The organism is Methylotenera oryzisoli, assembly GCF_004661485.1.
Lineage (GTDB): Bacteria > Pseudomonadota > Gammaproteobacteria > Burkholderiales > Methylophilaceae > Methylotenera > Methylotenera oryzisoli.
Genome location: NZ_PQVH01000008.1, coordinates 338,489 through 362,574 on the forward strand (window position 1 = coordinate 338,489; position 24,086 = coordinate 362,574).

The 24,086-nt window shown below is 43.7% G+C and carries 19 protein-coding genes and 1 pseudogene; 2 read left to right on the forward strand and 18 right to left on the reverse strand.

Translation table 11 applies throughout. The features are described 5' to 3' along the window. Positions 1 to 11: 11 nt before the first annotated feature. The 17 genes and pseudogenes from trpA to C3Y98_RS06395 form a co-directional block, all read right to left on the reverse strand. Positions 12 to 812: a tryptophan synthase subunit alpha gene (trpA, locus tag C3Y98_RS06315; RefSeq protein ID WP_135277323.1), complete on the reverse strand. Its 801-nt coding sequence runs from the start codon at positions 810 to 812 to the stop codon at positions 12 to 14. Between the two features lie 134 nt (positions 813 to 946). Beyond that, positions 947 to 2,149, reverse strand: coding sequence for a tryptophan synthase subunit beta (gene trpB / locus C3Y98_RS06320; protein WP_135277325.1), 1,203 nt, complete (start codon positions 2,147 to 2,149; stop codon positions 947 to 949). Between the two features lie 55 nt (positions 2,150 to 2,204). Beyond that, positions 2,205 to 2,828, reverse strand: a pseudogene (locus C3Y98_RS06325) (phosphoribosylanthranilate isomerase); the annotation flags it as partial. A gap of 68 nt (positions 2,829 to 2,896) precedes the next feature. Further along, the gene (gene truA / locus C3Y98_RS06330; protein WP_135277328.1) at positions 2,897 to 3,682 is read right to left on the reverse strand and encodes a tRNA pseudouridine(38-40) synthase TruA; all 786 of its coding nucleotides are present in this window, start codon (positions 3,680 to 3,682) and stop codon (positions 2,897 to 2,899) included. After that, entirely contained in the window at positions 3,679 to 4,308 is a 630-nt protein-coding gene (locus C3Y98_RS06335) for a CbiQ family ECF transporter T component (protein ID WP_135277330.1), read from the reverse strand. Before C3Y98_RS06335 ends, truA begins: the two co-directional genes overlap by 4 nt. A 139-nt stretch (positions 4,309 to 4,447) precedes the next feature. Further along, the gene (locus tag C3Y98_RS06340) at positions 4,448 to 7,402 is read right to left on the reverse strand and encodes a motility hub landmark protein FimV (RefSeq protein WP_135277332.1); all 2,955 of its coding nucleotides are present in this window, start codon (positions 7,400 to 7,402) and stop codon (positions 4,448 to 4,450) included. Between the two features lie 195 nt (positions 7,403 to 7,597). Then, the gene (gene asd, locus C3Y98_RS06345; protein WP_135277763.1) at positions 7,598 to 8,710 is read right to left on the reverse strand and encodes an aspartate-semialdehyde dehydrogenase; all 1,113 of its coding nucleotides are present in this window, start codon (positions 8,708 to 8,710) and stop codon (positions 7,598 to 7,600) included. A gap of 102 nt (positions 8,711 to 8,812) precedes the next feature. Continuing rightward, a complete protein-coding gene (gene leuB, locus C3Y98_RS06350; RefSeq protein ID WP_135277334.1) occupies positions 8,813 to 9,868 on the reverse strand; it encodes a 3-isopropylmalate dehydrogenase in 1,056 nt (351 codons plus the stop codon). A 146-nt stretch (positions 9,869 to 10,014) separates the two neighbouring features. After that, positions 10,015 to 10,653, reverse strand: coding sequence for a 3-isopropylmalate dehydratase small subunit (gene leuD, locus C3Y98_RS06355; RefSeq protein ID WP_135277336.1), 639 nt, complete (start codon positions 10,651 to 10,653; stop codon positions 10,015 to 10,017). Between the two features lie 102 nt (positions 10,654 to 10,755). Further along, positions 10,756 to 10,875: an entericidin A/B family lipoprotein gene (locus C3Y98_RS06360; RefSeq protein WP_135277338.1), complete on the reverse strand. Its 120-nt coding sequence runs from the start codon at positions 10,873 to 10,875 to the stop codon at positions 10,756 to 10,758. A 19-nt stretch (positions 10,876 to 10,894) separates the two neighbouring features. Further along, a complete protein-coding gene (gene leuC / locus C3Y98_RS06365) occupies positions 10,895 to 12,307 on the reverse strand; it encodes a 3-isopropylmalate dehydratase large subunit (RefSeq protein WP_135277340.1) in 1,413 nt (470 codons plus the stop codon). Positions 12,308 to 12,347: 40 nt separating this feature from the next. Continuing rightward, on the reverse strand, positions 12,348 to 12,842 hold the full coding sequence (locus C3Y98_RS06370; RefSeq protein ID WP_135277342.1) for a YajQ family cyclic di-GMP-binding protein: 495 nt from the start codon (positions 12,840 to 12,842) through the stop codon (positions 12,348 to 12,350). Positions 12,843 to 12,930: 88 nt separating this feature from the next. After that, the gene (ppnP, locus tag C3Y98_RS06375) at positions 12,931 to 13,242 is read right to left on the reverse strand and encodes a pyrimidine/purine nucleoside phosphorylase (protein ID WP_135277344.1); all 312 of its coding nucleotides are present in this window, start codon (positions 13,240 to 13,242) and stop codon (positions 12,931 to 12,933) included. Between the two features lie 236 nt (positions 13,243 to 13,478). Continuing rightward, the gene (locus C3Y98_RS06380; RefSeq protein ID WP_135277346.1) at positions 13,479 to 13,958 is read right to left on the reverse strand and encodes an arsenate reductase ArsC; all 480 of its coding nucleotides are present in this window, start codon (positions 13,956 to 13,958) and stop codon (positions 13,479 to 13,481) included. A gap of 36 nt (positions 13,959 to 13,994) precedes the next feature. Continuing rightward, on the reverse strand, positions 13,995 to 15,053 hold the full coding sequence (gene arsB / locus C3Y98_RS06385; RefSeq protein WP_135277348.1) for an ACR3 family arsenite efflux transporter: 1,059 nt from the start codon (positions 15,051 to 15,053) through the stop codon (positions 13,995 to 13,997). Further along, entirely contained in the window at positions 15,050 to 15,523 is a 474-nt protein-coding gene (locus C3Y98_RS06390) for an ArsI/CadI family heavy metal resistance metalloenzyme (RefSeq protein WP_135277350.1), read from the reverse strand. Before C3Y98_RS06390 ends, arsB begins: the two co-directional genes overlap by 4 nt. After that, complete coding sequence (locus C3Y98_RS06395) at positions 15,520 to 15,861, reverse strand: ArsR/SmtB family transcription factor (protein ID WP_135277352.1); 342 nt, start codon at positions 15,859 to 15,861, stop codon at positions 15,520 to 15,522. Before C3Y98_RS06395 ends, C3Y98_RS06390 begins: the two co-directional genes overlap by 4 nt. A gap of 213 nt (positions 15,862 to 16,074) precedes the next feature. Here C3Y98_RS06395 and C3Y98_RS06400 point away from each other — a divergent pair, with 213 nt between their 5' ends. Together C3Y98_RS06400 and C3Y98_RS06405 are read left to right on the forward strand one after the other, a co-directional pair. Next, on the forward strand, positions 16,075 to 18,288 hold the full coding sequence (locus C3Y98_RS06400; protein WP_209308758.1) for a sensor domain-containing diguanylate cyclase: 2,214 nt from the start codon (positions 16,075 to 16,077) through the stop codon (positions 18,286 to 18,288). A gap of 191 nt (positions 18,289 to 18,479) precedes the next feature. Beyond that, positions 18,480 to 21,617: a PAS domain S-box protein gene (locus C3Y98_RS06405; RefSeq protein WP_135277356.1), complete on the forward strand. Its 3,138-nt coding sequence runs from the start codon at positions 18,480 to 18,482 to the stop codon at positions 21,615 to 21,617. 114 nt (positions 21,618 to 21,731) lie between these two features. Here C3Y98_RS06405 and metE read toward each other — a convergent pair whose 3' ends face one another. Next, positions 21,732 to 24,023 carry a 5-methyltetrahydropteroyltriglutamate--homocysteine S-methyltransferase gene (metE, locus tag C3Y98_RS06410; protein ID WP_135277765.1) on the reverse strand — a complete coding sequence of 764 codons (2,292 nt, stop codon included), beginning with the start codon at positions 24,021 to 24,023 and terminating at the stop codon, positions 21,732 to 21,734. Between the last annotated feature and the right edge of the window lie 63 nt (positions 24,024 to 24,086).

A 24,086-nucleotide genomic window follows, 5' to 3' on the forward strand; every position in this document is an offset into this window, starting at 1 on the left:
CCTTTTAACAATTACGCAGCATCAACTGCGGCTTTTAACTCTTGCATCAATGCAGCAACATTGCCTAACAAATTATCATCGTTAGAAGCTTCAATTTCCTGCACCATACGGCTACCTACGACAACCGCATCAGCAATTGCAGCAGTAGCCTTAGCGGTAGCTGCGTCACGAATCCCAAAACCAACACCAACCGGTAGCTTAGTTTGCTCTCTAATTGAGGCTACACGTGCTGAAACTTCTACAATATCTAAATTTGCGGCGCCGGTCACACCTTTAAGCGACACATAATAAACAAAACCACTTGCCTGATTAACGATCAACTCCACACGCTTTGGCTCGGTTGTCGGTGACAATAGAAACACAGGGTCAATATTGCGTGCGCGCAACTCTTTAACAAAATCACCACACTCTTCCGGCGGATAGTCTACGGTGATTACACCATCCACATCCGCAGCCTTGGCTCTATCAGCAAAGACAGTAGCACCAATCGCCTCAATTGGGTTGGCATAGCCCATCAAGATAATCGGGGTTGTTTGGTTGGTTTGGCGAAATTCTTTGACCATATCCAACACCGCAGTTAAACCCACTTTATGCACTAATGCCCGCTCACTCGCACGCTGAATCACAGGGCCATCCGCCATCGGGTCTGAGAAAGGCACACCTAACTCAATCATATCCGCACCATTTTTAACTAAGGTGTGCATTAAATTAACAGTGTGCTTAGGATGCGGATCCCCTGCTGTAATATAAGGGATCAAGGCGGTTTTACCTTGCTGTTTCAATGTAGCAAAAGTTGTTTGAATTCGTGACATAGTGAGCTTAATGTTGTACTAGTTAGTTAATTTTAAGATCAGGATTCAGTGAGTAATGTGTAAACTGCAACATAGCCCTGCATGGGCAATCTTTAGCGCAATACCCACTAAAATCTGTAACCTTAACGTTCTATTTATAAAGTGATATTTGCTAGTTTAGCAACGGTATTAATGTCCTTATCACCGCGGCCCGACAAGTTAACCAAAACAATCTGATCTTTATCCATGGTTTTAGCAAGCTTTTGCCCATAAGCTAGTGCATGGCTTGACTCTAATGCAGGAATAATCCCTTCAGTACGGCATAGGTTATGGAATGCTGCCATGGCTTCATCATCAGTAATCGCGACATACTCTGCGCGCTTAATATCTTTCAACCAAGCATGCTCAGGGCCTACACCAGGATAATCCAAACCAGCAGAAATAGAGTGCGTTTCGATAATTTGACCGTCAGCATCCTGCATCAAGTAAGTACGATTACCGTGCAAAACACCTACCGGGCTATTAGCAGTAAGTGGCGCGGCATGCATGCCGGTCTCAATACCGTGTCCTGCTGCTTCAACACCAATTAGTCTTACATTAGGTACATCAATATACGGGTAGAAAATACCCATGGCATTTGAACCACCGCCCACACAGGCAACAACAGCATCAGGCTGGCGCCCTGCCATTTCCAGCATCTGCTCTTTGGCTTCCACACCAATCACTGCCTGGAAGTCACGTACCATCATTGGATATGGATGCGGCCCCGCTACAGTGCCGATAATATAAAAAGTATTGTGTACGTTAGTCACCCAATCACGCATCGCTTCATTTAGCGCATCTTTAAGCGTTTTAGAGCCACTTTCTACCGGCACAACGGTAGCGCCTAATAACTTCATTCTGAATACGTTTGGTGCTTGACGTTTAACGTCTTCGCTTCCCATATACACCACGCACTCTAAACCCAAGCGCGCTGCGATAGTAGCCGTAGCAACACCATGCTGACCTGCGCCAGTTTCCGCAATCACTCTTGGTTTGCCCATGCGCTTAGCTAACAAGGCCTGGCCAATCGTATTATTAATCTTGTGCGCACCAGTATGGTTTAAATCTTCACGCTTCAAGTAAATCTGTGCGCCGCCGATTTGGTCAGACAAACGCTTTGCATGATAAATCGGGCTTGGACGACCGACAAAATGTTTTAAATCATATGCATACTCAGCTAAGAACTCAGGGTCATGACGATATTTCTCGTACATCACACGCAACTCTTCAAGCGCTTCCACTAAAGTTTCTGCGACAAAAGTACCACCGAACTGACCAAAATGCCCACGTGCATCCGGCATATCATAAAGCTGCATATTCAATCTCCACTTAAACTCACTGCGTTCTATCTAAATTAAAAATAGGTTTAAATTACAAATAGACTTGTTGCATAAATGCAGCAATTTTTGCTGCATCTTTAATTCCTTTAGATGCTTCTACACCACCGCTTACATCGACCGCATAAGGCTTGACTTGCCTAATTGCCAACGCCACATTTTCAGCGGTTAAACCACCTGCCAATACAACCGGCTTGTTTAAATCAGGCGGGATTAACCCCCAATCAAACACATGACCAGTACCGCCAGCCACACCTTCGGTATAGGTGTCCAACAACAATGCTCTGGATGCAGAATAATCTTTCGCATATTGTACCAAATTTGTGTCTGACTTAACGCGAACTGCCTTGATAAAAGGTAAGCCATACTGCGTACACTGCTCTGGAGTTTCGTCTCCATGAAACTGGAGCAGATCTAACTGTACGCGTGAGGTCACCTCTTTAATAAAATGCTCTTCGGCATTCACAAATAAGCCAACCACACTTACAAAAGCCGGCATTTGCTCTGCAATAGCAACCGCTTGCTCTATGGAGACAGCGCGGGGACTAGGAGCATAGAAAACCAAACCAATGGCATCAGCCCCCTGCGCTACAGCAGTTAAGGCATCTTCCACTCTGGTAATCCCACAGATTTTTACTCTGACTCTCAAAACCATATCCTTGAATTGCTTAGCTAAAAGCTTCTGTGCTTTATTTCAGCATAAAATAGAGGTACAGCATTGTAACGCTAAACCAACAATTTCAAACCAGGCTGTATATTTTTAGGTAGTCCCCACTTTGCATCATATCCAACATCAGTTAAATATAATCCATTTGGCGAAAACGTAGGCGGCGATAAGGTGCGGTCTTTATTTTGCAATAACGCTTGCATGTAAGCTGGCGGATACTTGCCCTTACCTATGTAAATTAAAGCGCCCACCATATTACGTACCTGATGTTGTAGGAAAGCATTGGCTGAAAAATTAAACAAAAAATACTGCCCAGACCTAATCACCTCAGCTTGGGATAAGTGCCTAGTAGCTGTCTTAGCCTGACACTCAGAGGCACGAAAAGCAGTAAAATCATGCTCCCCTACCAAATAGGAAGCAGCTTCCGCCATTGCCGCGTAATCTAAGGGCAAATGGAACCACCCTGCCTTATTCGCCATAAGTGCAGACGCTACTGGCGCGTTATACAACAAATACTGGTAACTCCTGCTAAAAGCAGAAAATCTGGCATGAAAGTCATCTTCTACCGCATGCGCCCACTCCACACGCACGGTTTCAGGCAGATGCGCATTTACGCCGCGCACCCAAGCTGACAAGGGGCGTTTAGCAACAGTTTCAAAATGCACAATTTGACCTAAGGCATGCACACCAGTGTCAGTCCTACCCGCGGCATGCACCCTCACGGTATGCTGAGCTACACTTTGTAGCGCAGACTCTAATGCATCCTGCACCCCGCAAGCTGACGGCTGGCTCTGCCAACCACAAAACAGTGAGCCATCATACGACACTCCCAAGGCGATTTTCACACAAACCTCATTACAATCATTACCATCAAAATAAACAATATCAGCACCATAGCAATTTTATCTGTCAAATTAAAAGGTTCTTGCTCAAAAACCACAACATCTTTAGTTGGTATGGCCGCTAACTCACGGTGAATATCATCAATATGATGAAAACTGAAACTAGCTTTAGCCTTGCTTGCAAACTCATCCACATAATTAAGTGTTAGCAACAAACGTAGTGAAAACCGCTCAACATCTAAGCCTAAATAACGCAACGGTTTTAGCAACACATGTAAGGCCAGCATTAACTCTGCCTTGGTAGAAGTAGCAAGCAGTACAGTGAGTGTCGCCAACGCAATGATCAATCTTGAAATTTGCAACAGCCCCAATTGCAAGCCTTCATAACTTGGGGCGACACTGAACGGAAACCGAGGAAGCAACTCACCTGGTGTACCCAAAGCATAAATCAGAAAAATTGAGACAAAGAACCAGCGCATACGTTTTAGCGTAGTCAAAAAATCTTTGCATTGTAGCCTGAGCGCCATAATGCAGACTACAAGCAACAGTGCCATTAATTGCAGAGCACCCATCACACTGGCTGCTAATAGTAGCAAAAAGAACAATAACAACTTAACAAAGGGATGCATATTTAACAAATATTAGTCCGGGATTATATTTTCTAGCAGTCAATATCTACGCAAAAACACCCTTAGTCCAGCTTGATGCCAACAGCCTCAACGAACAAAAAGGCCGAGCAAATGCTCGGCCTTTTTGTTAAAGCGATAATTACAAACCAGCTAGCAACTGCTCAGCACGCAGTTTTTGTTGAGGCCCACCTTCTTTTAATACCTCTTCTAACAACTCACGCGCACCTTCTTTATCGTCCATATCAATGTATGCTGCAACTAAGTCTAGCTTAATATCAACATCCTGATTCTCGGACGCGCCAGATGCCGGCGTTGATAACGTCAAATTCTCATCTGCATTTTCTGTCGACAACTGCACATCATCACCCAAATCTAAACTAATGGCTGAGAAATCGAAATCATTTGATGCAAGCTCATCCGATAGCTCTTTCGTATCAACTGATGCAGGTGTGTCTGATTCATTATCTAATGCGAAATCAAAGCTGATATCTTCAACTAGGGGCTCTGGACTCACACCATTGACAGCTGTGCTCTCGGCCTGCAATAAACTGCTGAAATCAACATCGCCTGCTTTATCTAAATCTAATGATGTATTAAATGATACATCCATCGGCGTATCAGGTATTTCAATAGCTACAGGCTCTTCAACAGCAAATTCAAACTCAGCAGTATCTGCTACACTTGGTGCAGTTGTTAACGCTAAATCATCATTGAGTGCAACGTCATTTGAGAACTCAATATTAGGTGCTGTATCCAAGAATGATGGCACTTCAAAAGAAGCAGCATCGCTTGATGGCGCATCCGGTTCCACACTTATTGGCTCAGCAATTGTCAATGCAGGACTATCATCAGAGCTCATTGTGAATTCTAAGATACTCTCGTCATCAGCCGCCACTACATCACTGGCATCTGCAACAACAACTTCATCAGCAAGGCTAGATACCGCCACTTTGGCAGGCTCAGGCTCAACAACACCTAAATCAAATTCAAGGCTATTATCAGCCGCTTGAACTGAAGCAAAACTTTCCATGACCGCAGAGTTCGGACTCAGCTCGCTCTCCAACATGTCAGCTGTGAAAGTTTCAGCTAAAGGCGCATCGGCTTTAACTTCAGTTACAGTGTCAGATACATCATCTAAAGAGAAGTCCAAACCAACATCTTGTGATGAGAACAACTCACTCTCTGCCGAAGCGTTATCACTTAGCGAAGCGGAAATCACAGCGGTGCTCGCTGCTGTAACGCCTGCAACCGCAACAGCTGGCGCGACAACGCCAGAAAGCTGGTAAAGTGGATTATCTGGCTCTAGCTTACCACCCATTTCAGCGATTTTCGCCCAAGTCGGATCATCTGCACCCAATGTGGTATATAACTCACCTGCCACCGCCTCAAACGCAGAAACATCTTTACGGCCTGCATACATTTCCAACAGTTTCAGATGCAACTCATAACGTTTAGGCTCTTTAACAATAGCATCTTTGAGTATTTCCTCCGCCTGCGCATCGCGACCATAAGCCATATAGACTTCAGCCTCGGCGATTGGGTCAACATCATTCGTATCAATCATGCTGCCATCAGCACTTTGTGCGAAATCAGTTAAAAAGGAAGTATCAGACGTACTTGAGTTACCAGTTGTATTACCAAATACGGTATTTGCGCGCAAACCACCAGAAGTTAAAATACCCCGCTCGAAACTATCCAACTCTCTTCTACGTTTGTTACGCAGGAATAACCAGCCAGCACCCAGCACGACCAAAGCCGAAGTGCCGCCTAATAACTTAATATCAAGCCCATCAATCAGACCTTCAAAGAATGATGGCTCTGGCGCAGGGCTCACCACAGGTGGTGGTGCTTTAACTACAGGTTTTGCTGGCGGCTCTTTTGTAGGCTCAACTTTGGCCACAGGTTCTACAGCTACTGGCTTTTCCGCAACGGGTGCAGACGTAGTTTCTGCATTTTTCTGCAGTTCAGTCATTGTCTGATTTTTCAGCGCCAATAACTTCTGCATATCTTCAATTTGTTTTTCTAACGCGGCAGCGCGCGACAATGACTCTTTTAATGCGTTCTCACGTGCAGTAGCCTCTTCCTGCAAAGCTGCTATTTTTGCCTCAGCTTCAACCGCACCTGATTTTTGGCTATTCACAGCACCCTTATCACCAGCTGAAAGCTTGACCACATCTTGCACGCCCGGCTTGATTGTTGCGGATTTATCTTCCGCCGAAGCTATTTTTCCTGATGCTGATTGTTTTGGTTCGTTTTCTTCTGAGGCCGCTGCAGTTTTCACGTTACCAGCGAGAGAATTACGGTATGCGTTCCAGTTGGATGCATGTACTTTTAAAGCTTGTTTTGCTTGCTTCGTGTCTATAGCGGTAAGCGTCTCAACAGAAGGGGCTTTAATGATCTGCCCAACTTTAAGTTGGTTCATATTTGAATTGGCAAAAGCAGATTTGTTATTTTCGAACAAACCTACCAGCATTTGATCCAGACTGACGCCCTCAACCTGCATTTTCTGTGCTATCGCAGCCAAGGTATCGCCACGCTTGGTGGTTAGCTCACCAACGCCAGCCTCTTTTTGGCTAGCATCTTCGGGGCGGGCTGCACGAACACTTTTCTTTTGTGACCGCTTAGCGTTGCCAGCTAAAGACTTTGGTGCACTACTGACGCTAGAGGTACTAGCAGCACTCACATTCGGTCTGACCACTGGCGAAAAATCAGAGGCGGCATTGGTTGCCTGCTTGTATTCAGGTGGATCGAGTAAAACTGTGTACTCGCGTAACAAGCGGCCTGAAGCCCAGTCCACTTGGATCAACATATCTAGATACGGGTCATTGATGGGGGTGTTAGAACGAATTCTTAAGACCGGTGCACCCAGATCACTTTTAGCTACATCGACTCTGATATTGCTGTGAATGCCTAAACGTGTAATCCCCTGCACGTTATAAGCTTCTTCTGAGGCGATAGCGGCGGTCAAGGTAGAAAGTTCTTCTGGCGTAACAGATAGAAGCTCAACCTCGGCTTTTAATGGTTCACCCAGACCTGAATTAACATTTAGCTTCCCCAAGCCTGCTGTGTAGCCAACGATTGGCATAAATGCCATACAGACCGCTAACGAAATTTGCTTTATTTTTGATTTACGCACATCGCTACCTTTAAACGTACTAAATATTTGCAATATGAAAATAACATCAAATAGTTAGGTATGCAAGCTCATAATGCACATTATATTTGTGCCGTAATCTGGCAGCGATATTTCGTCAGGTATTTTTACAATCCAGATTTGCTCTGGATTGATTTATTTTTCTATTAAAATCCGCAGCATACGACGCAATGGCTCAGCAGCGCCCCACAGCAATTGGTCACCTACAGTAAACGCTGACAGATAGTCATTACCCATATTAAGTTTACGCAACCTACCCACTGGGGTGATTAGCGTACCAGTCACCGCCGCAGGCGTTAACTCTCGCATGCTTACTTCACGCTCATTAGGCACTACTTTTGCCCATTGATTAGCCTCTGCCAACATTTGGCTGATTTCATCCAGTGGCACGTCCTTTTTAAGCTTGATGGTCAAGGCTTGGCTATGGCAACGCATAGCACCAATGCGTACGCACAAGCCATCAATCAGTACAGGATTAGCTTCGCGACCTAGAATCTTATTAGTCTCTACGCCACCTTTCCACTCTTCCTTACTTTGACCATTACCTAAGTCTTTATCAATCCAAGGGATTAAACTACCAGCTAGAGGCACGCCAAACTGTGCGGTAGGGAAACGTTCATCACGTAATGTACCAGCAACTTCCCTATCAATATCTAATATGGCAGAAGCTGGGTCTTTTAAAAACTCACTTGCTACACGGTGCGCTTCACCCATTTGGTTCAATAACTCACGCATATTTTGTGCACCAGCACCTGAAGCAGCCTGGTATGTCATTGAAGTTGCCCACTCAACTAAATCGGCTTTAAATAAGCCATTTAACGCCATTAGCATCAATGAAACTGTACAGTTACCGCCCACCCAGTTTTTAGTTCCTTTTGCATAAGCATCTTGGATAACGTTCATATTGACCGGATCCAGCACAATCACCGCATCTTTTTCCATACGCAATGTAGATGCAGCATCAATCCAGTGACCATTCCAACCAGCAGCGCGCAACTGCGGGAATACTTCAGTCGTGTAATCACCGCCTTGGCAAGACACGATTGCATCCATTGCCTTTAACGCATTAATATCTTTAGCGTCCAGTAAAGCAGGCGTATCTTTACCTACATTCGGACCCTTGCCGCCGACTTGTGAGGTTGTGAAAAATTGCGGTTCAATGAGTGCAAAGTCATTTTCTTCCAACATACGTTGCATCAAAACAGATCCAACCATGCCACGCCAGCCTACAAAACCTACTTTAAGCATTTTATTTTCCACTTTTAATAATTAACTGTTGCTGAAAAATCAGCAGGTTATCAAATAATAAACCCTAATTACTACGAACGCCAAACCAACTGGATTTTCAAGTTAGAGTGCAGCAACTACCGCGTCACCCATTGCATTACAGCCCACCTTGTTTGAACCTTCAGTCCAAATATCAGCAGTTCTGTAACCTTGCGCTAGTGCTTTTTTCACTGCGTTTTCTACGCGTTGCGCATTTGCTTCATCGTTAAACGTGTAGCGCAGCATCATGGCAACTGAAAGTATGGTCGCCAATGGATTAGCAATATCTTTACCTGCGATATCAGGTGCTGAACCGTGGCTAGGTTCATACATACCTTTGTTGTTTTCATCTAAAGAGGCGGAAGGCAACATACCGATAGAACCGGTAAGCATAGATGCCTCGTCTGACAAGATATCACCAAAAATATTACCGGTGACCATTACATCAAACTGCTTAGGTGCCCGAATCAATTGCATTGCTGCGTTATCTACATACATGTGACTAAGTTCAACTTCTGGGTACTCTGCAGACAACTCAATCATCACCTGACGCCATAATTCAGTCGCTTCTAATACGTTAGCTTTATCTACTGAACACACTTTTTTATTACGCTTCATTGCGATATCAAACGCTACACGGCCAATACGACGAATCTCAGATTCGTTATAGCGCATGGTGTTAATGCCTTCGCGCTCGCCATTTTCCAACTTAGAAATGCCGCGTGGCTGACCAAAGTAAATATCGCCTGTTAACTCACGCACAATCATGATATCTAAACCAGAAACCACCTCAGGCTTTAGTGTAGATGCTGAAGCAAGCTCAGGGTACAGCAATGCTGGACGCAAGTTAGCAAATAAATTAAGCTCTTTACGAATACGCAATAAGCCGCGCTCCGGACGCAAATGACGCTCTAATTTGTCATACTTCCAATCACCAACAGCACCCAACAACACCGCATCAGCTTCTTTAGCCAACTTTAGCGTTGCTTCCGGCAACGGATCACCAGCAGCTTCGTAACCGGCACCGCCAATTGGTGCTTCAGTCATGCTGATATCTAAATCAAGCGCCTTTAATACTTTAACGGCTTGTGCAACGATTTCTGGACCAATACCATCGCCTGGCAATACTGCTATTTTCATGAAAAGACTTTCTTTAACTTAATGTTATCTATACTAAAATTTTAACTGAACCGATTGTGTTTGCATTGAGATAGCTATGATGTGCCGCAACTTTAAGGCAACCTTAGTGACAGTTAGCTACAAGACAACAACCTCAATTACTACGCTTAGTTAAAAAGCCAAGGTTGAGATTGTTGATGCTTAAGTTCAAACGCTTTAATTTTATCCTGATGCTGCATTGTTAAACCGATGTCATCTAGGCCGTTTAACAAGCAATGCTTGCGGAAAGCATCTACTTCAAAAGCATAAGATTCACCGGTAGGCGTTGTAATTGTCTGTGCCTCTAAATTCACATCAAGCTTATATCCTGGATTAACCGCAACCTGATTAAATAGCACATCAATAATGTCCGCACTTAACACGATGGGTAACATGCCATTTTTGAAGCAGTTATTAAAGAAGATATCAGCAAAACTTGAAGCGATAATAACTTTAAAACCGTAGTCTTCCAGCGCCCATGGCGCATGCTCACGACTGGAACCGCAGCCAAAATTTTCACGGGTTAACAACACGCTCGCGCCTTGATAGCGGGATTGATTCAACACAAAATCAGGATTCAATGGACGCTTACTATTATCCATACCTGGCTCGCCTTGATCTAAATAACGCCACTCATCAAAAGCGTTTGGACCAAAACCACTGCGTTTGATCGATTTCAAAAACTGCTTAGGAATAATCGCATCCGTATCCACATTAGCGCGGTCTAACGGTGCTACTAATCCATTCAATTGCGTAAAAGCTTGCATGATATTTTCTTAAATTTTAGTTAATAATCCGGTCGCCTATTGAGCGTACTATTTACAAAAATAGCGCGTAGGGTTAACCAGGTATTGCTTAATTTGCTGATTTTAGTTTGCTGACTTCTGAATAGCTTCGCCGCCTTTTTCCAGATCTTTACCAATACCTGCTACGGTATTACAAGCTGACAATACGGCTGCGATCATGACAAGAAAGAAGAACTTTTTCATTTATATATCCCTTTAAAATTTAACTTAAATCTCTTACGTCGACAAAATGACCGGCAACCGCTGCTGCTGCTGCCATTTCAGGGCTAACCAAATGCGTACGACCGCCTTGACCTTGACGCCCTTCAAAATTACGATTGCTTGTTGATGCACAGCGTTCACCAGGTGCTAAACGATCAGCATTCATGGCTAAACACATTGAACAACCCGGCTCGCGCCACTCAAAACCAGCTTCAGTAAAAATCTTATCCAAGCCTTCTTGCTCAGCTTGTGCTTTAACTAAGCCTGAGCCAGGGACAACCAATGCCAGCTTCACATTAGGTGCAATATGCTTGCCTTTGGCAATTGCTGCAGCTGCGCGTAAATCTTCGATGCGTGAGTTGGTGCAAGAGCCGATAAACACTTTATCAATACTAATTTGATTAATTGGCGTGTTAGGCGTTAACCCCATGTAAGCATAGGCACGCTCCCAGTCACCACGTTGCACGTCGTTTTTAGCCAAATCTAAACTTGGCACTTTACCGTCGACACCTACCACCATCTCAGGTGAAGTACCCCAAGTGACCTGAGGCTGAATATCTTTTGCATCCAAAGTAACGGTCGCATCGAACTGCGCACCTTCATCGCTATGCAAAGTGTTCCAGTACGCGACAGCGGCATCCCATTGCTCAGCTTTAGGTGCAAATGGACGACCTTTTACGTAGTTGATTGTGGTGTCATCCACGGCCACCATACCAGCACGCGCGCCCGCTTCAATCGCCATATTGCACAAGGTCATGCGACCTTCCATGCTCATATTGCGTATCACTGACCCTGCAAACTCAATCGCGTAGCCATTACCACCCGCCGTTCCGGTTTTTCCAATAATCGCAAGCGCAACATCCTTGGCCGTTACACCTTTACCTAAAGTGCCATTGACTACCACGTGCATGGTTTTAGATTTTTTCTGTACCAAACATTGCGTGGCCATCACGTGCTCAACTTCAGAGGTGCCAATACCATGCGCCAGTGCGCCAAACGCACCGTGTGTGCTGGTGTGCGAGTCACCACAAACCACAGTCATGCCTGGCAAGGTAGCGCCTTGTTCAGGCCCAACCACATGCACGATACCCTGACGAGCATCCATAAATGGAAAGTAGGCTTTTGCACCAAACTCGCGAATATTGTCGCTCAAGGTTTCTATCTGTAAACGCGCTACAGGGTCTGCAATACCAGACAAGCCTTTATCCCAGCCATTGGTCGGCGTGTTGTGATCTGCCGTTGCTACGATAGAAGAAATACGCCAAGGCTTACGCCCAGCGAGACGCAGGCCTTCAAACGCCTGCGGGCTTGTCACTTCATGCACCAAATGACGGTCAATATAAATGAGCGCCGTGCCGTTTTCCTCGGTCACAACGTGGGAATCAAACAATTTGTCGTATAACGTTTTTGCCATAGTTCTCTGCTTTTAAGTACACAATAAATACTGCGCTTACTTAATCCCTAAAATTACCAAACTGCAACGGAAAATCCGTTACATTCTTTTTCACAAATGCAATCGCATCTTGCAAGATATCGCGTTTAGCCCCGTTCACACGCACGGTATCACCCTGAATACTCGCTTGCACTTTCATGCCCGAGTCTTTAATCAACTTGGTAATACGCTTGGCCAGATCACTATCAATGCCAGCGCGGATTTTCATCTCTTGCTTGACTTTATTGCCCGATACTTTTTGGACATCTTTATGATCTAGGCGTTTAGATGAATCCGGCTCTTTCTTTTCCATCGCAGGCAACAAAATATCTTTAACCTGATCAAGCTGAAAGTCATTGTCGCCAAACAGCGTAATCACGCTATCTTTTTCGTTTAGCTCAACCTTAGCTGAGCTACCTTTAAAATCATAGCGATTGGTAATTTGTTTACCCGCGGTATCAATCGCATTCTTCAAAGCAACCATATCGACTTCTGAAGAAATATCAAATGAAGGCATACATTATCCCTAATATTATTTTCTAACCAAAGTAAGATTAATTAATTGCATGTGGCACTCATTCATAGCCACATACAATGAATTTAAATTACTCAAAGTGGCAAACGTAATCTACTGTTTCCACTGTTTCGATATCAAATGACGAGTTACCTGGCACAGTGAACTTCTCACCTTCACTGTATGTTTTCCAGCTATCTTCGCCTTGCAGGCGCACTTTACACACGCCAGCATTAATTTCCATCAACTCTGGAGCAGCCGTATTAAAAGTAAGTGTGCTAGGAAAAATAACACCAATCGTGCTACGTGTTCCATTTGGGAACATAACCGTGTGACTAACGCACTTGCCATCAAAATAAACGTTAGCTTTCTTTTTAACACTGACATTATCAAATTGTGCCATTTGCTTTAGCTTTCAGAAAAAATCAAAACACTATTATCGCAGAAAAGCCCTGCCAAACCAATAAATGACTCGCAAATGGTTACCACATGCAAGCGCTCAGCTAGTCCAAAGAAAAACATCCAACTTTTTTACGGTGAGATTTACCGATGAGTCTAATCACTGACTATTTGATAAAGCTCTGGAGCCTTAGGTTCACGGTAACTTGCCCCTAAGTTAACCATTGAGGTTTCTAATGCCTAGGCTAGGATGTCCGCAATATTATCCAACTCAGCTTTAAGTACCATCCTATCCTGCTTGAGCGTTTCTAATGGCAATGCAAAGAAGGCTTCAATACGTGCACGTAAAATTCTATAGGCCTTTATAAAAGCAGCATCAATTTCTTCGTCGGTACCAACCGCGTGCGCAGGGTCTTCTACCCCCCAATGGGTACGAAGCACCGCACCTAAATAAGCAGGGCAAGTTTCACCCGCAGCACTACCACATACCGTAATTACTATATCGGGTATAGCAGGCAAATCTTCCCAAGATTTACTAAAATAACCTGCTGTGGATATACCTTCACGCGCTAACAGAGCAAGCGACCGTGGATGCACGTACCCAGCTGGTTTGCTGCCAGCGCTCATCGCATGCCAACCGGTTGGCGCTAAGTGATTAAAAGTAGCCTCACCCAATATTGAGCGACATGAATTACCTGTACATAAAAACAACACATTCATTTAAAGATTCCCGGTCTATAAAGAAAATTTACGGAATTAGTTAGACTCATACCAATGACGACTACGATTAACAATACGCACTACAGAGAGCATGACCGGCACTTCAATCAGCACGCCAACAACAGTCGCAAGCGCTGCGCCTGAATTAAAACCAAACAGTGCAATTGCAGTAGCAACAGCCAACTCAAAAAAATTAGATGCACCAATCAAAGCAGAAGGTCCGGCTACACAATGCGCTACTTTAAGCTTTTTGTTCAACCAGTATGCGAGCATTGAGTTAAAGTAAACTTGAATAATAATAGGCACAGCCAGCAAAGCAATGACCAAAGGCTGACGCAGTATTTGCTGCCCCTGAAAACCAAACAACAGCACCAAAGTAACAAGCAATGCAATTAATGAAACAGGATGCAATTGCTTAAGTACCAAGGCTAAAGAATCCGCTCCTTTTGCCAATAAACGTTTACGCATCCACTGACTAATAAAAACTGGCACCAAAATAAACAACACTACAGACAAAAACAAGGTTTCCCATGGAATGCTAATGCTAGACAAGCCCAGCAACAATGCCACCAAAGGCGCAAACGCAAAGAGCATGATGACATCATTAATGGCTACCTGAGATAAAGTAAACTTCGGCTCACCGTCACACAAATTACTCCAGACAAAAACCATCGCAGTGCATGGTGCCGCTGCCAGCAGTATCAACCCGGCAACATAGCTATCCAACTGCTCAACTGGCAGGTAGCCCGCAAACAAATGGCGTACAAACACCCATGCTAGCAGCGCCATTGAAAACGGCTTGACCACCCAGTTAATAAACAGTGTGACGCCAATACCTTTACTATGTTGCAATACATCACGCATTGCGTAAAAGTCAACTTTTAGCAGCATCGGGATAATCATCAGCCAAATCAAGCTAGCAACAACCAAATTCACTTCTGCGATTTTTATATTACCGATTGATTGAAATAACTCCGTACTAAGCTCGCCCAAACCGATGCCAACAAAGATGCACCCTAACACCCACCAAGTTAAATTACGCTCAAAAGTACCAATTTTGGGAGTAGCGGTTAAAACTTTAGATGCTTGTGTCATTGTGATTTGTTTCTACGTGATAGAAATTGAACCTGCTGCATAGGGGGCGCACAACAAGCTGAAGCAGCGTGACTATCCGCATCATTAAGCACTGAGGCACTAAAAGTAGGCGCACTATCTAATGTGTGATAAGTCTCCCAAGCAATGCCGGACGGATCTTGCACCCAATGCTTATCTGACTTTGCGTAACAGCAAGTGGTGTTTTCCTGAGTCAGCACGCCTAACTCTGCTGAATCAAACCTCGCTTTCATTTCAGATAAAGCATCATCGCTATCCACTTGAATACCGACATGATCTAAGCCAACCTTCGCGCCACGCTGACTAATCGCAAAATTTACCAAAGGATCTTCTAACATCCATTTGGCATAATCAGGTTTAACCACCGTCGGCTTCTCACCAAACAAAGTGTTATAAAAATTGATACTTTTATTAAGATCATCCACCGACACATGTAAATGCATACGTTTCATGATTGCAACTCCTTTTCATCAACACTACATGCCACATCAGGACAGCACGACGACTGCCCTGCGCAACAATTTTCTGTCAAATAGGCCAACAGCCCGTTCATGGCGTCATAATTAGCGATGTAATAAACATAGCGCCCTTGCTGGCGCGAGCTTAATAGCCCTGCGCGGCTTAACTCTTTTAAATGAAAAGATAGCGTACTCGCTGGAATTTTTAGCTGCTCACCCACCACACCTGCCGGCATGCCGCAGACCCCAGCCTGAACTAAAAGCCTAAAAATACCCAATCGCGCTTCTTGCGCAATAGATGCCAACTGAATGACTGCTAATTTATTATCCATATTTCTATATTTTCATAAATATAGAAATATTGTCAATTATTTTTTAAAAACAACACGGCTAGAAATACCGTCTATTAATAATCTAGAAAAAAATATGCACTATTTAAAGTGAATTACGACAAATTGACGATGTAGCAAACAATATAATTTTTAGGTAAGATGACCCAAAGATGTGTTAACACATCGATTCAACTACACAGGAAGCTCAATGACTTGAAACCTCCTAGCCTCCCACAGAATGAAGTTAACCGACTTGAGTTTCTCAAAGGTCTCAAGATTCTCGACTCCTTGCCAGAGCAAAGCTTTGATGAACTCACTAGCCTTGCATCAGAAATCTGCAAAACACCGATTGCTATCATCACGCTTCTTGATGAGACACGCCAATGGTTCAAGAGCAAGGTTGGCTTAACTGCCACAGAAACACCGAGAGATATCTCATTTTGCGGACACGCCATTCTTGGAGATGGCATATTTGAAATCCCCAACGCCTTGAATGATGATCGGTTTAACGACAACCCTTTAGTCACTGGCGACCCTAACATACGTTTTTATGCTGGCATCCCGCTCATCAGCAGTAACAATTACGCACTTGGAACACTCTGCGTCATTGACCGCAAGGCTCGGGAGCTCTCTGTAGAGCAACGCAACGCACTTAAAAAACTGGGCAATTTAGTAGAAACACTAATCGACACACGTATCCAATCCAGAAAACTGGAAGAAATGAGTGTAGCGCTATTTGATAAAACAGCCTTTCTAAATACACTATTATCCAGTGCGGGCGCATCCATCATATCAACCGACCTTAATGGCTTAATCACCAGCTTTAATCGTGGTGCGGAAAACATGCTGGGATATAAAGCAGAGGAATTAATCGGCTTAAAATCACCTGCTATATTTCATGATGCCAATGAAATGCATCAACGTGCTAATGAACTGAGCAGGATTTTAAATAAACCGATAGAAACCAGTTTCTACGTCTTTATATCGCAAGCATTACAAAGAAAATCAGAAACTCGTGAATGGACATACATTCGCAAAGATGGCACCTCACTACCTGTCAGCCTCACCGTCACCCCTATGTACGACAACATGGATGCATTGTTTGGCTACCTTGGCATTGCACATGACATCAGTTTGCGCAAACAGGCAGAACAAGCAACCAACTACATGGCTGATATATTGGAGCGTACCGGAGAGCTAGCCAAAGTAGGTGGATGGGAGTTAGATATTGCCAGCATGCAGATTAAGCACTGGTCTACAGAGGTCTTCCGCATCCATGAGTTGGATCCGCCACAGCTACCTTCAGTAGAACAAGCGATATCGTTTTATCCGCCAGAATCCAGACGCGAACTGGAAGCTACGATTGAACATGCAATCCAGACAGGTAAGCCATGGGATATGGAGCTACCGCTCACCACAGCTAAAGGCCATCACATTTGGGTGCGGACCCAAGGTTCAGTCGTCATGCGCGATGGCAAGGCCGTTAGTCTGATTGGCGCATTTCAAGATATTACCGCGCAAAAAACAGTTGCAAATGCATTAAAAGCGCGGGAAAAAAGCTTTAACGACATCATTGAGTACGCCCCTATTGGCATGGCTATCGTGTCACTTGAAGGTAGGTTCACCCGAGTCAATCAAGCACTGTGTAATATCGTTGGTTACAGTAGTGAGGAGCTGATGCAACTCACCTTTCAGGAAATCACTTTCCCGGATGATTTAGAAGCTGACTTAGAACGCGTGAGCCAGCTCATTGAAGATAAAATCAATACATATCAAATAGAAAAACGTTACATCCATAAAGATAAAAGAATCGTATGGGTTCAGTTATCTGTGAGCATTTCTAGAGATGAGGATCGCACGCCTAAATACTTAATTGCTCAAATTGAAGACATTACCGAACGAAAATACCAGCATGAAGAGGCAGAGCAGTTTGCATATCATGACGCGCTGACTAATTTGCCCAATCGCAGAATGTTACTAAGCAGATTACACCAGGCATTAATGCAAAACGAGCGCTTTGATCGAGCAATGGCGTTACTGTTCCTAGATTTAGATCACTTTAAGAATGTTAATGACTCATTAGGCCATGATGTAGGAGATCTGCTGCTCAAAGAAGTAGCCAATCGACTGTTAAAATGCGTGCGTTCTATTGACACTGTTTCAAGACACGGTGGTGATGAATTTGTGATTATTCTTTCAGAAATCTCACACGCTGAAGATGCAGAACTAGTGGCTCAAAAAATCATCGCAAGCTTTAAACAACCGATTCTGGCGAACGGACATGAAATTAACATGAGCACTAGCATTGGAATTGCAGTGAGTGTGCACGAAAAGCCAACGAAAGTAGATGAATTAATGAAGCACGCGGATAAGGCCATGTATGAGGCTAAAGGCGCTGGTAGAAACAGATATTGTTTTCACGCTTAAATTAATACCCAACTAACCAGCTAACACGCCAGAAAATGGGTATGGCCCAGCCTTTGTGACTGCTTGAATTTAAATCTAACGTTTAAATCCAAAACAAAGTTGTAACAATTTGTAATTTTCGGTAATAATTAGCTCCAATATAACAAAGGGTAACAAAAACTATAATCATAGTTACCCAGAATAAGGGCTAGATGTTTCAACAGTGTGCTAATTTATTTGATACAGTTTTTGAAGACGCAAGCATTGGTATCTGCATAGTCAACTCGCAAGGTCATTTTCAGAAGGTCAATAACTATCTTTGTCAGATTTTAGGTTATTGTCAGTCAGAATTAATTAACATTTCTCTTGATGAGATTACGTCCAACCACTCATCCGATACAAAGTTAGATTTCAATCAGCAAGTAGCTAGGTCAAACGCCACTCAATCATCTATTCAAAATGCATATGTCCATAAAAACGGCAGTGCAGTTTTGATGGAAGTGATTATCTCTCCCATCAAAAATCTTAATGAACAACCGCCATATTTTATTGTTCACATGATTGATATTACAGCGCGCAAAACTAACGAAATTAAATTACGGGAAAGTGATGAAAAGCTGCGTACGCTATACGAACTCTCCCCATTAGGAATTGCATTAACAGACATACATGGAAACTTCGTAGACTGCAACAGCACTTTTAGTCGTATATGCGGATACAGTAAGGCAGAGTTAAAAGAAACGCCCTATTGGTCACTTACCCCAAAACATTACGAGGTGAATGAGGTAACGTCTTTAAAAAACACGGGTAAATATGGACCTTATGAAAAAGAATATATTCGTAAAGATGGAACGCTAGTCCCTATTCGGCTCAATGGAGTAATGCTGACAGATTCCAAAGGTAACGATTTTATATGGTCTTTCATTAAAGACATCTCTGAACAGAAAGTCTTACAAAAGAATCTTTGCCTCGCATTTACAGCTATTGAAAAAAGTAAAAATGCTTTTTTTTGGATTGGGTCTAACGGAGATGTGAGATTAGCAAATGATTTTGCATGCCATAGTCTTGGATATACTAAAGATGAACTGATAGGAAAGTATATTTGGGACTTTGATCCAGATTTCAGTCAAGAAATGCTTGAACCGGTGTTTAATGAAGTAAAACTAAATGGGTTAGCTACTTTCGAGTCACGTCACATTCGCAAAGATGGCTCTACTTTTTCTGTAGAGATAACAGCTAATTACTTTACATTTGAAACAGAAGAATTAGTTTTCTGTTCAGTGCTCGACATTACATGCCGTAAACAAGCCGAACGGAGTCTTTTACTCACGCAGTTCGCCATGGACCACGCTTCTGTTGCGGTTTATCAATTAGATGCGGATAGTAGGATACTGTATGCAAACGCGGAGGCATGTCGGACCTTAGGATACACCGCAGAAGAGCTAAGTGTGATGACCGTACCTGACATAGACATTCTTTATAACAAAGAAGAGTGGCCTGGGCATTGGAGAAGTTTGAGTAATTTGAAATCTCTCTCCTTTGAAACAATCCATAAGCGCAAGGATGGTAGTACGTTCCCTGCTGAAGTTTCAGCAAACTACATTGCATATGATGACATGGAGTATAACTTTGCGTTTGTACGTGACATCAGCGAACGAAAACTTATAGAGAAAGAGATTCAGTTAGCTGCCACCACATTTGAATCTCAAGAGGCGATTATCGTTACCGACGCAGAAGAGAATATATTACGCGTCAATCAGGCCTTTACTAAGATTACAGGATTTTCTTCAGAAGAGGTCGTAGGCAACAAACCCTCAATGTTTAGCTCTGGATTTCACGATGAAAAATTTTATCAGGTCATGCATGAGAAACTCAAAAACGAAGGCTTCTGGCAAGGCGAGGTTTGGGATAAACATAAAAATAATCATATATATCCAAAACTACTTTCAATCTCCGCAGTTACTGATATCTCAGGGAGTATTAGCCATTACGTAGGAAGCTTTCTCGACATAAGCGAACGCAAGAAAGCTGAGGATGAGATTTACAATCTGGCTTATTTTGACTCACTTTCAAAGCTTCCTAATCGACGCTTAATGATTGATAGATTGGACCACGCTTTAGCAGCAAGCTCACGCAGCGGCCAACACGGTGGATTGCTGTATCTCGATATCGACAACTTCAAACATCTAAACGATACTAAGGGACATCATTACGGAGACCTACTTGTAACTCAAATCGCTGATAGATTACAGGCTTGTTTGCGTGATTGCGACACTGTTGCTCGTTTTGGTGGCGATGAGTTTATTGTCATGATAGAAAATCTCGGCGAGATACCCGATTTGACTGCGTCTCATATACAAAGAGTGTGCGACAAAATAGTCGAAGCTTTTAATGCACCATTTTTGCTAGAAGATTTTGAATATTACACATCAGCAAGCGTTGGGATGACCATGTTTAATGGTAGAGACAGCGACCGTAAAGAGTTGCTCACTCAGGCTGATATGGCAATGTATGAGGCCAAAAAATCTGGCCGAAATACACAGAAGTTTTTTGATCCAGTAATGCAGCAAACACTGGATGCACGCGTTGCGCTAGAGCACTCATTACTTAAGGCATTGCCTAATAATGAATTTAAACTTTATTACCAACTTCAGGTAGATCATGATGCCCGTCCGGTTGGCGTAGAGGCATTAATACGCTGGATGCATCCGGAACGTGGGCTCGTTCCACCTATGGAGTTCATCCCTCTTGCAGAAGAGATTCGTCTGATTGTGCCAATTGGAAAATGGGTACTTGAAACCGCATGCGCCCAGCTCAAAGCTTGGGAAAGTACAGATATTGCGAATGCTTTATCTATAGCAATCAATGTCAGTGCCTATCATTTTCAGCAGAGTAATTTTGTAGATGAACTGAAAACCATTACTAATCATTATGGCGTTTCTCCCAATAAACTTAAATTGGAACTCACAGAAAGTATAGTGCTTGGAGATTTGCAGGACGCAATTGTTAAAATGGAACAGTTGAAAGCGCTTGGGTTTATTCTATCCATGGATGACTTTGGTACTGGGTACTCTTCTTTAAGTTACTTAAGAAGGCTACCTTTTAATCAACTAAAGATGGATCGCAGTTTTATCATGAACGCACTTGAAAATGCTAATGATAGCTTTCTAATTCAGATGGTGACATCAATGGCTGAACAATTTGGTATGGATGTAATTGCTGAAGGCGTTGAGACAGAGCAGCAACAGCAACATTTAATAAAACTTGGCTGCAAAGCGTTCCAAGGTTACTTTTTTGGCAGGCCAATGCCGATTAATGAATTGGAAGCAGTATTAAAAAGAAGTAATTAACCAAAGACTCTTTTGAGAACTACCTAATACTTATACATTTTGGAACTCACCCGCTAATAAGCCAGAGCTGTGCGTAGCATCCTAATGCACACCACGCACAGCAAGCTAATGATATTAAACCATGGCACGCAGCGTTTTGGCGGCTGCAACCATGTTAGCCAATGCAGGCAACACCTCTGACCATTGCCGAGTTTTCAGACCGCAATCCGGGTTAACCCATAAACGTTCAGCAGGCACACGCTCGGCAGCTTTCTTCATTAATTGAACAATCTGCTCTTGCGTCGGAATATTAGGCGAGTGAATATCGTACACACCAGGCCCAATCTCATTTGGGTAGTTGAAGTTGTCAAAAGCATCTAATAACTCCATATCTGAACGTGAAGTCTCTATCGTAATGACATCCGCGTCCATATCCGCAATCGCCGCAATAATGTCGTTGAACTCGGAATAACACATATGCGTATGAATCTGTGTTTCATCCTGCACGCCGTTGGCAGTAATACGGAATGATTCCACCGCCCAATTCAGGTATTCTTTCCACTGCGATTTACGTAGTGGCAGACCTTCACGTAAAGCCGCTTCATCAATCTGAATCACGTTGATACCTGCTTGTTCTAAATCCAGCACCTCCTCCCGAATCGCCAATGCCAACTGGTAGCAACTCACTGCACGTGGCTGATCATCACGCACAAAAGACCAGTTAAGGATAGTTACCGGGCCAGTCAACATGCCTTTCATGGGCTTGCTAGTCAATGATTGGGCATATTTAATCCACCCTACCGTCATGGCTTGCGGGCGGCTAATATCACCAAACAAAATAGGGGGTTTAACACATCTTGAACCATAAGACTGCACCCAACCAAATTGACTAAATGCATAACCGCTTAATTGCTCGCCAAAGTACTCCACCATATCATTACGCTCAGCTTCACCGTGCACCAGTACATCCAGCCCAAGCGCTTCCTGCTCGCGAACACTACGCTCTATTTCTGCTTTCATCGCTAGCTGATAATCAGCATAATCCAGCTCACTAGATTTAAATTGGCTGCGGGCCAAACGGATTTCCGCTGTCTGTGGAAATGAGCCGATAGTCGTTGTTGGGTACTTTGGCAAATTGAGTAATGCAGCTTGTTTACTGGCCCGCTGTGCGTATACATTCTGACGTTGACCAAGTTGTGGCGTTAGCTTACCCAATGCCTCTCTAACCGCTGGGTTATGCACACGTTGTGAATGACGGCGAGCTTCAAGTGCCGCATGATTGGTTGCCAACCGCTCCTTAACTGCCTCGCGCCCATGATTTAAGGCTACCGATAAAATGTGCAGCTCTTCTAACTTTTGCTTGGCAAACGCCAGCCAAGATTGAATCTCAGCATCCAGCTGATGCTCGCTGTCCAAATCTACCGGTACGTGTAGCAAAGAGCAAGAAGGTGCAATCCATAAGCGCTCACCTAAACGCTGAGCCAATGGCTCCAGCCAGTCTAATGTAGCGGTCAGGTCAGTTTTCCAAATATTACGGCCATTTACCACACCAATAGAAAGCACTTTATGAGAAGGCAGCATACCAATCAGAGGTAATATTTCATGACGGGCATTAATAGCATCTACGTGCAGGCCTGCAACCGGAAGATTGGCAGCCAAATATTGGTTATCGGCTAATTGACCGAAATATGTTGCTAATAACAATTTGACGCGACTGCTCTTCAATTGGTGATATGCGAGATTAAATGCATGTTGCCAATCAGCATCCAGCTCAGTCACCAAAATAGGCTCATCAATCTGTACCCACTCAACCCCTTGTGCTGCTAAAGCTTCCAGCAACTCCACATACACTTGCACCAATTGAGGCAACAACGCTAATCGGTCTGAATTATCTTTGGCCTTACCAATAGCAAGATAAGTCACTGGACCAATAATTACCGGCTTGGCCTTAACATTCAGCGCTTGTGCTTCAGCCAGTTGCTCCAGCAAGTTTGTAGCATTCAGTTTGAACGTGGTAGTTGCAGTGAATTCAGGCACGATATAGTGATAATTGGTATCAAACCATTTGGTCATCTCACCAGCTGCCACACCTCCACAGCATTGTGCATGGTCATCATCAGATTGTGCTGAGCGGCCACGTGCAACACGGAAATAGTTATCTAATTGGTCACCATGGAAGCCTATTACACGCTCGGGTAAATGACCAAGCGTAAATGACATATCTAACACCTGGTCGTAAAAAGAAAAGTCGCCCACGGGCGATAAATCTAATGCTGATTGCAGGCTCCAGTGACGCTGGCGCAGATCTTTACCAAGTGCCTTCAATGTGTCACGTGTCGATTGTCCTTTCCAGTAAGACTCCAGTGCAAATTTCAGCTCTCGCTTTGCCCCTATGCGTGGAAAACCAAGATTGTGTGTAGATACCATCATAATTCCTATCATTTTGAAAGATGCTGAATTTTATAAAGAGCAATCAATGAAGTAAAATGG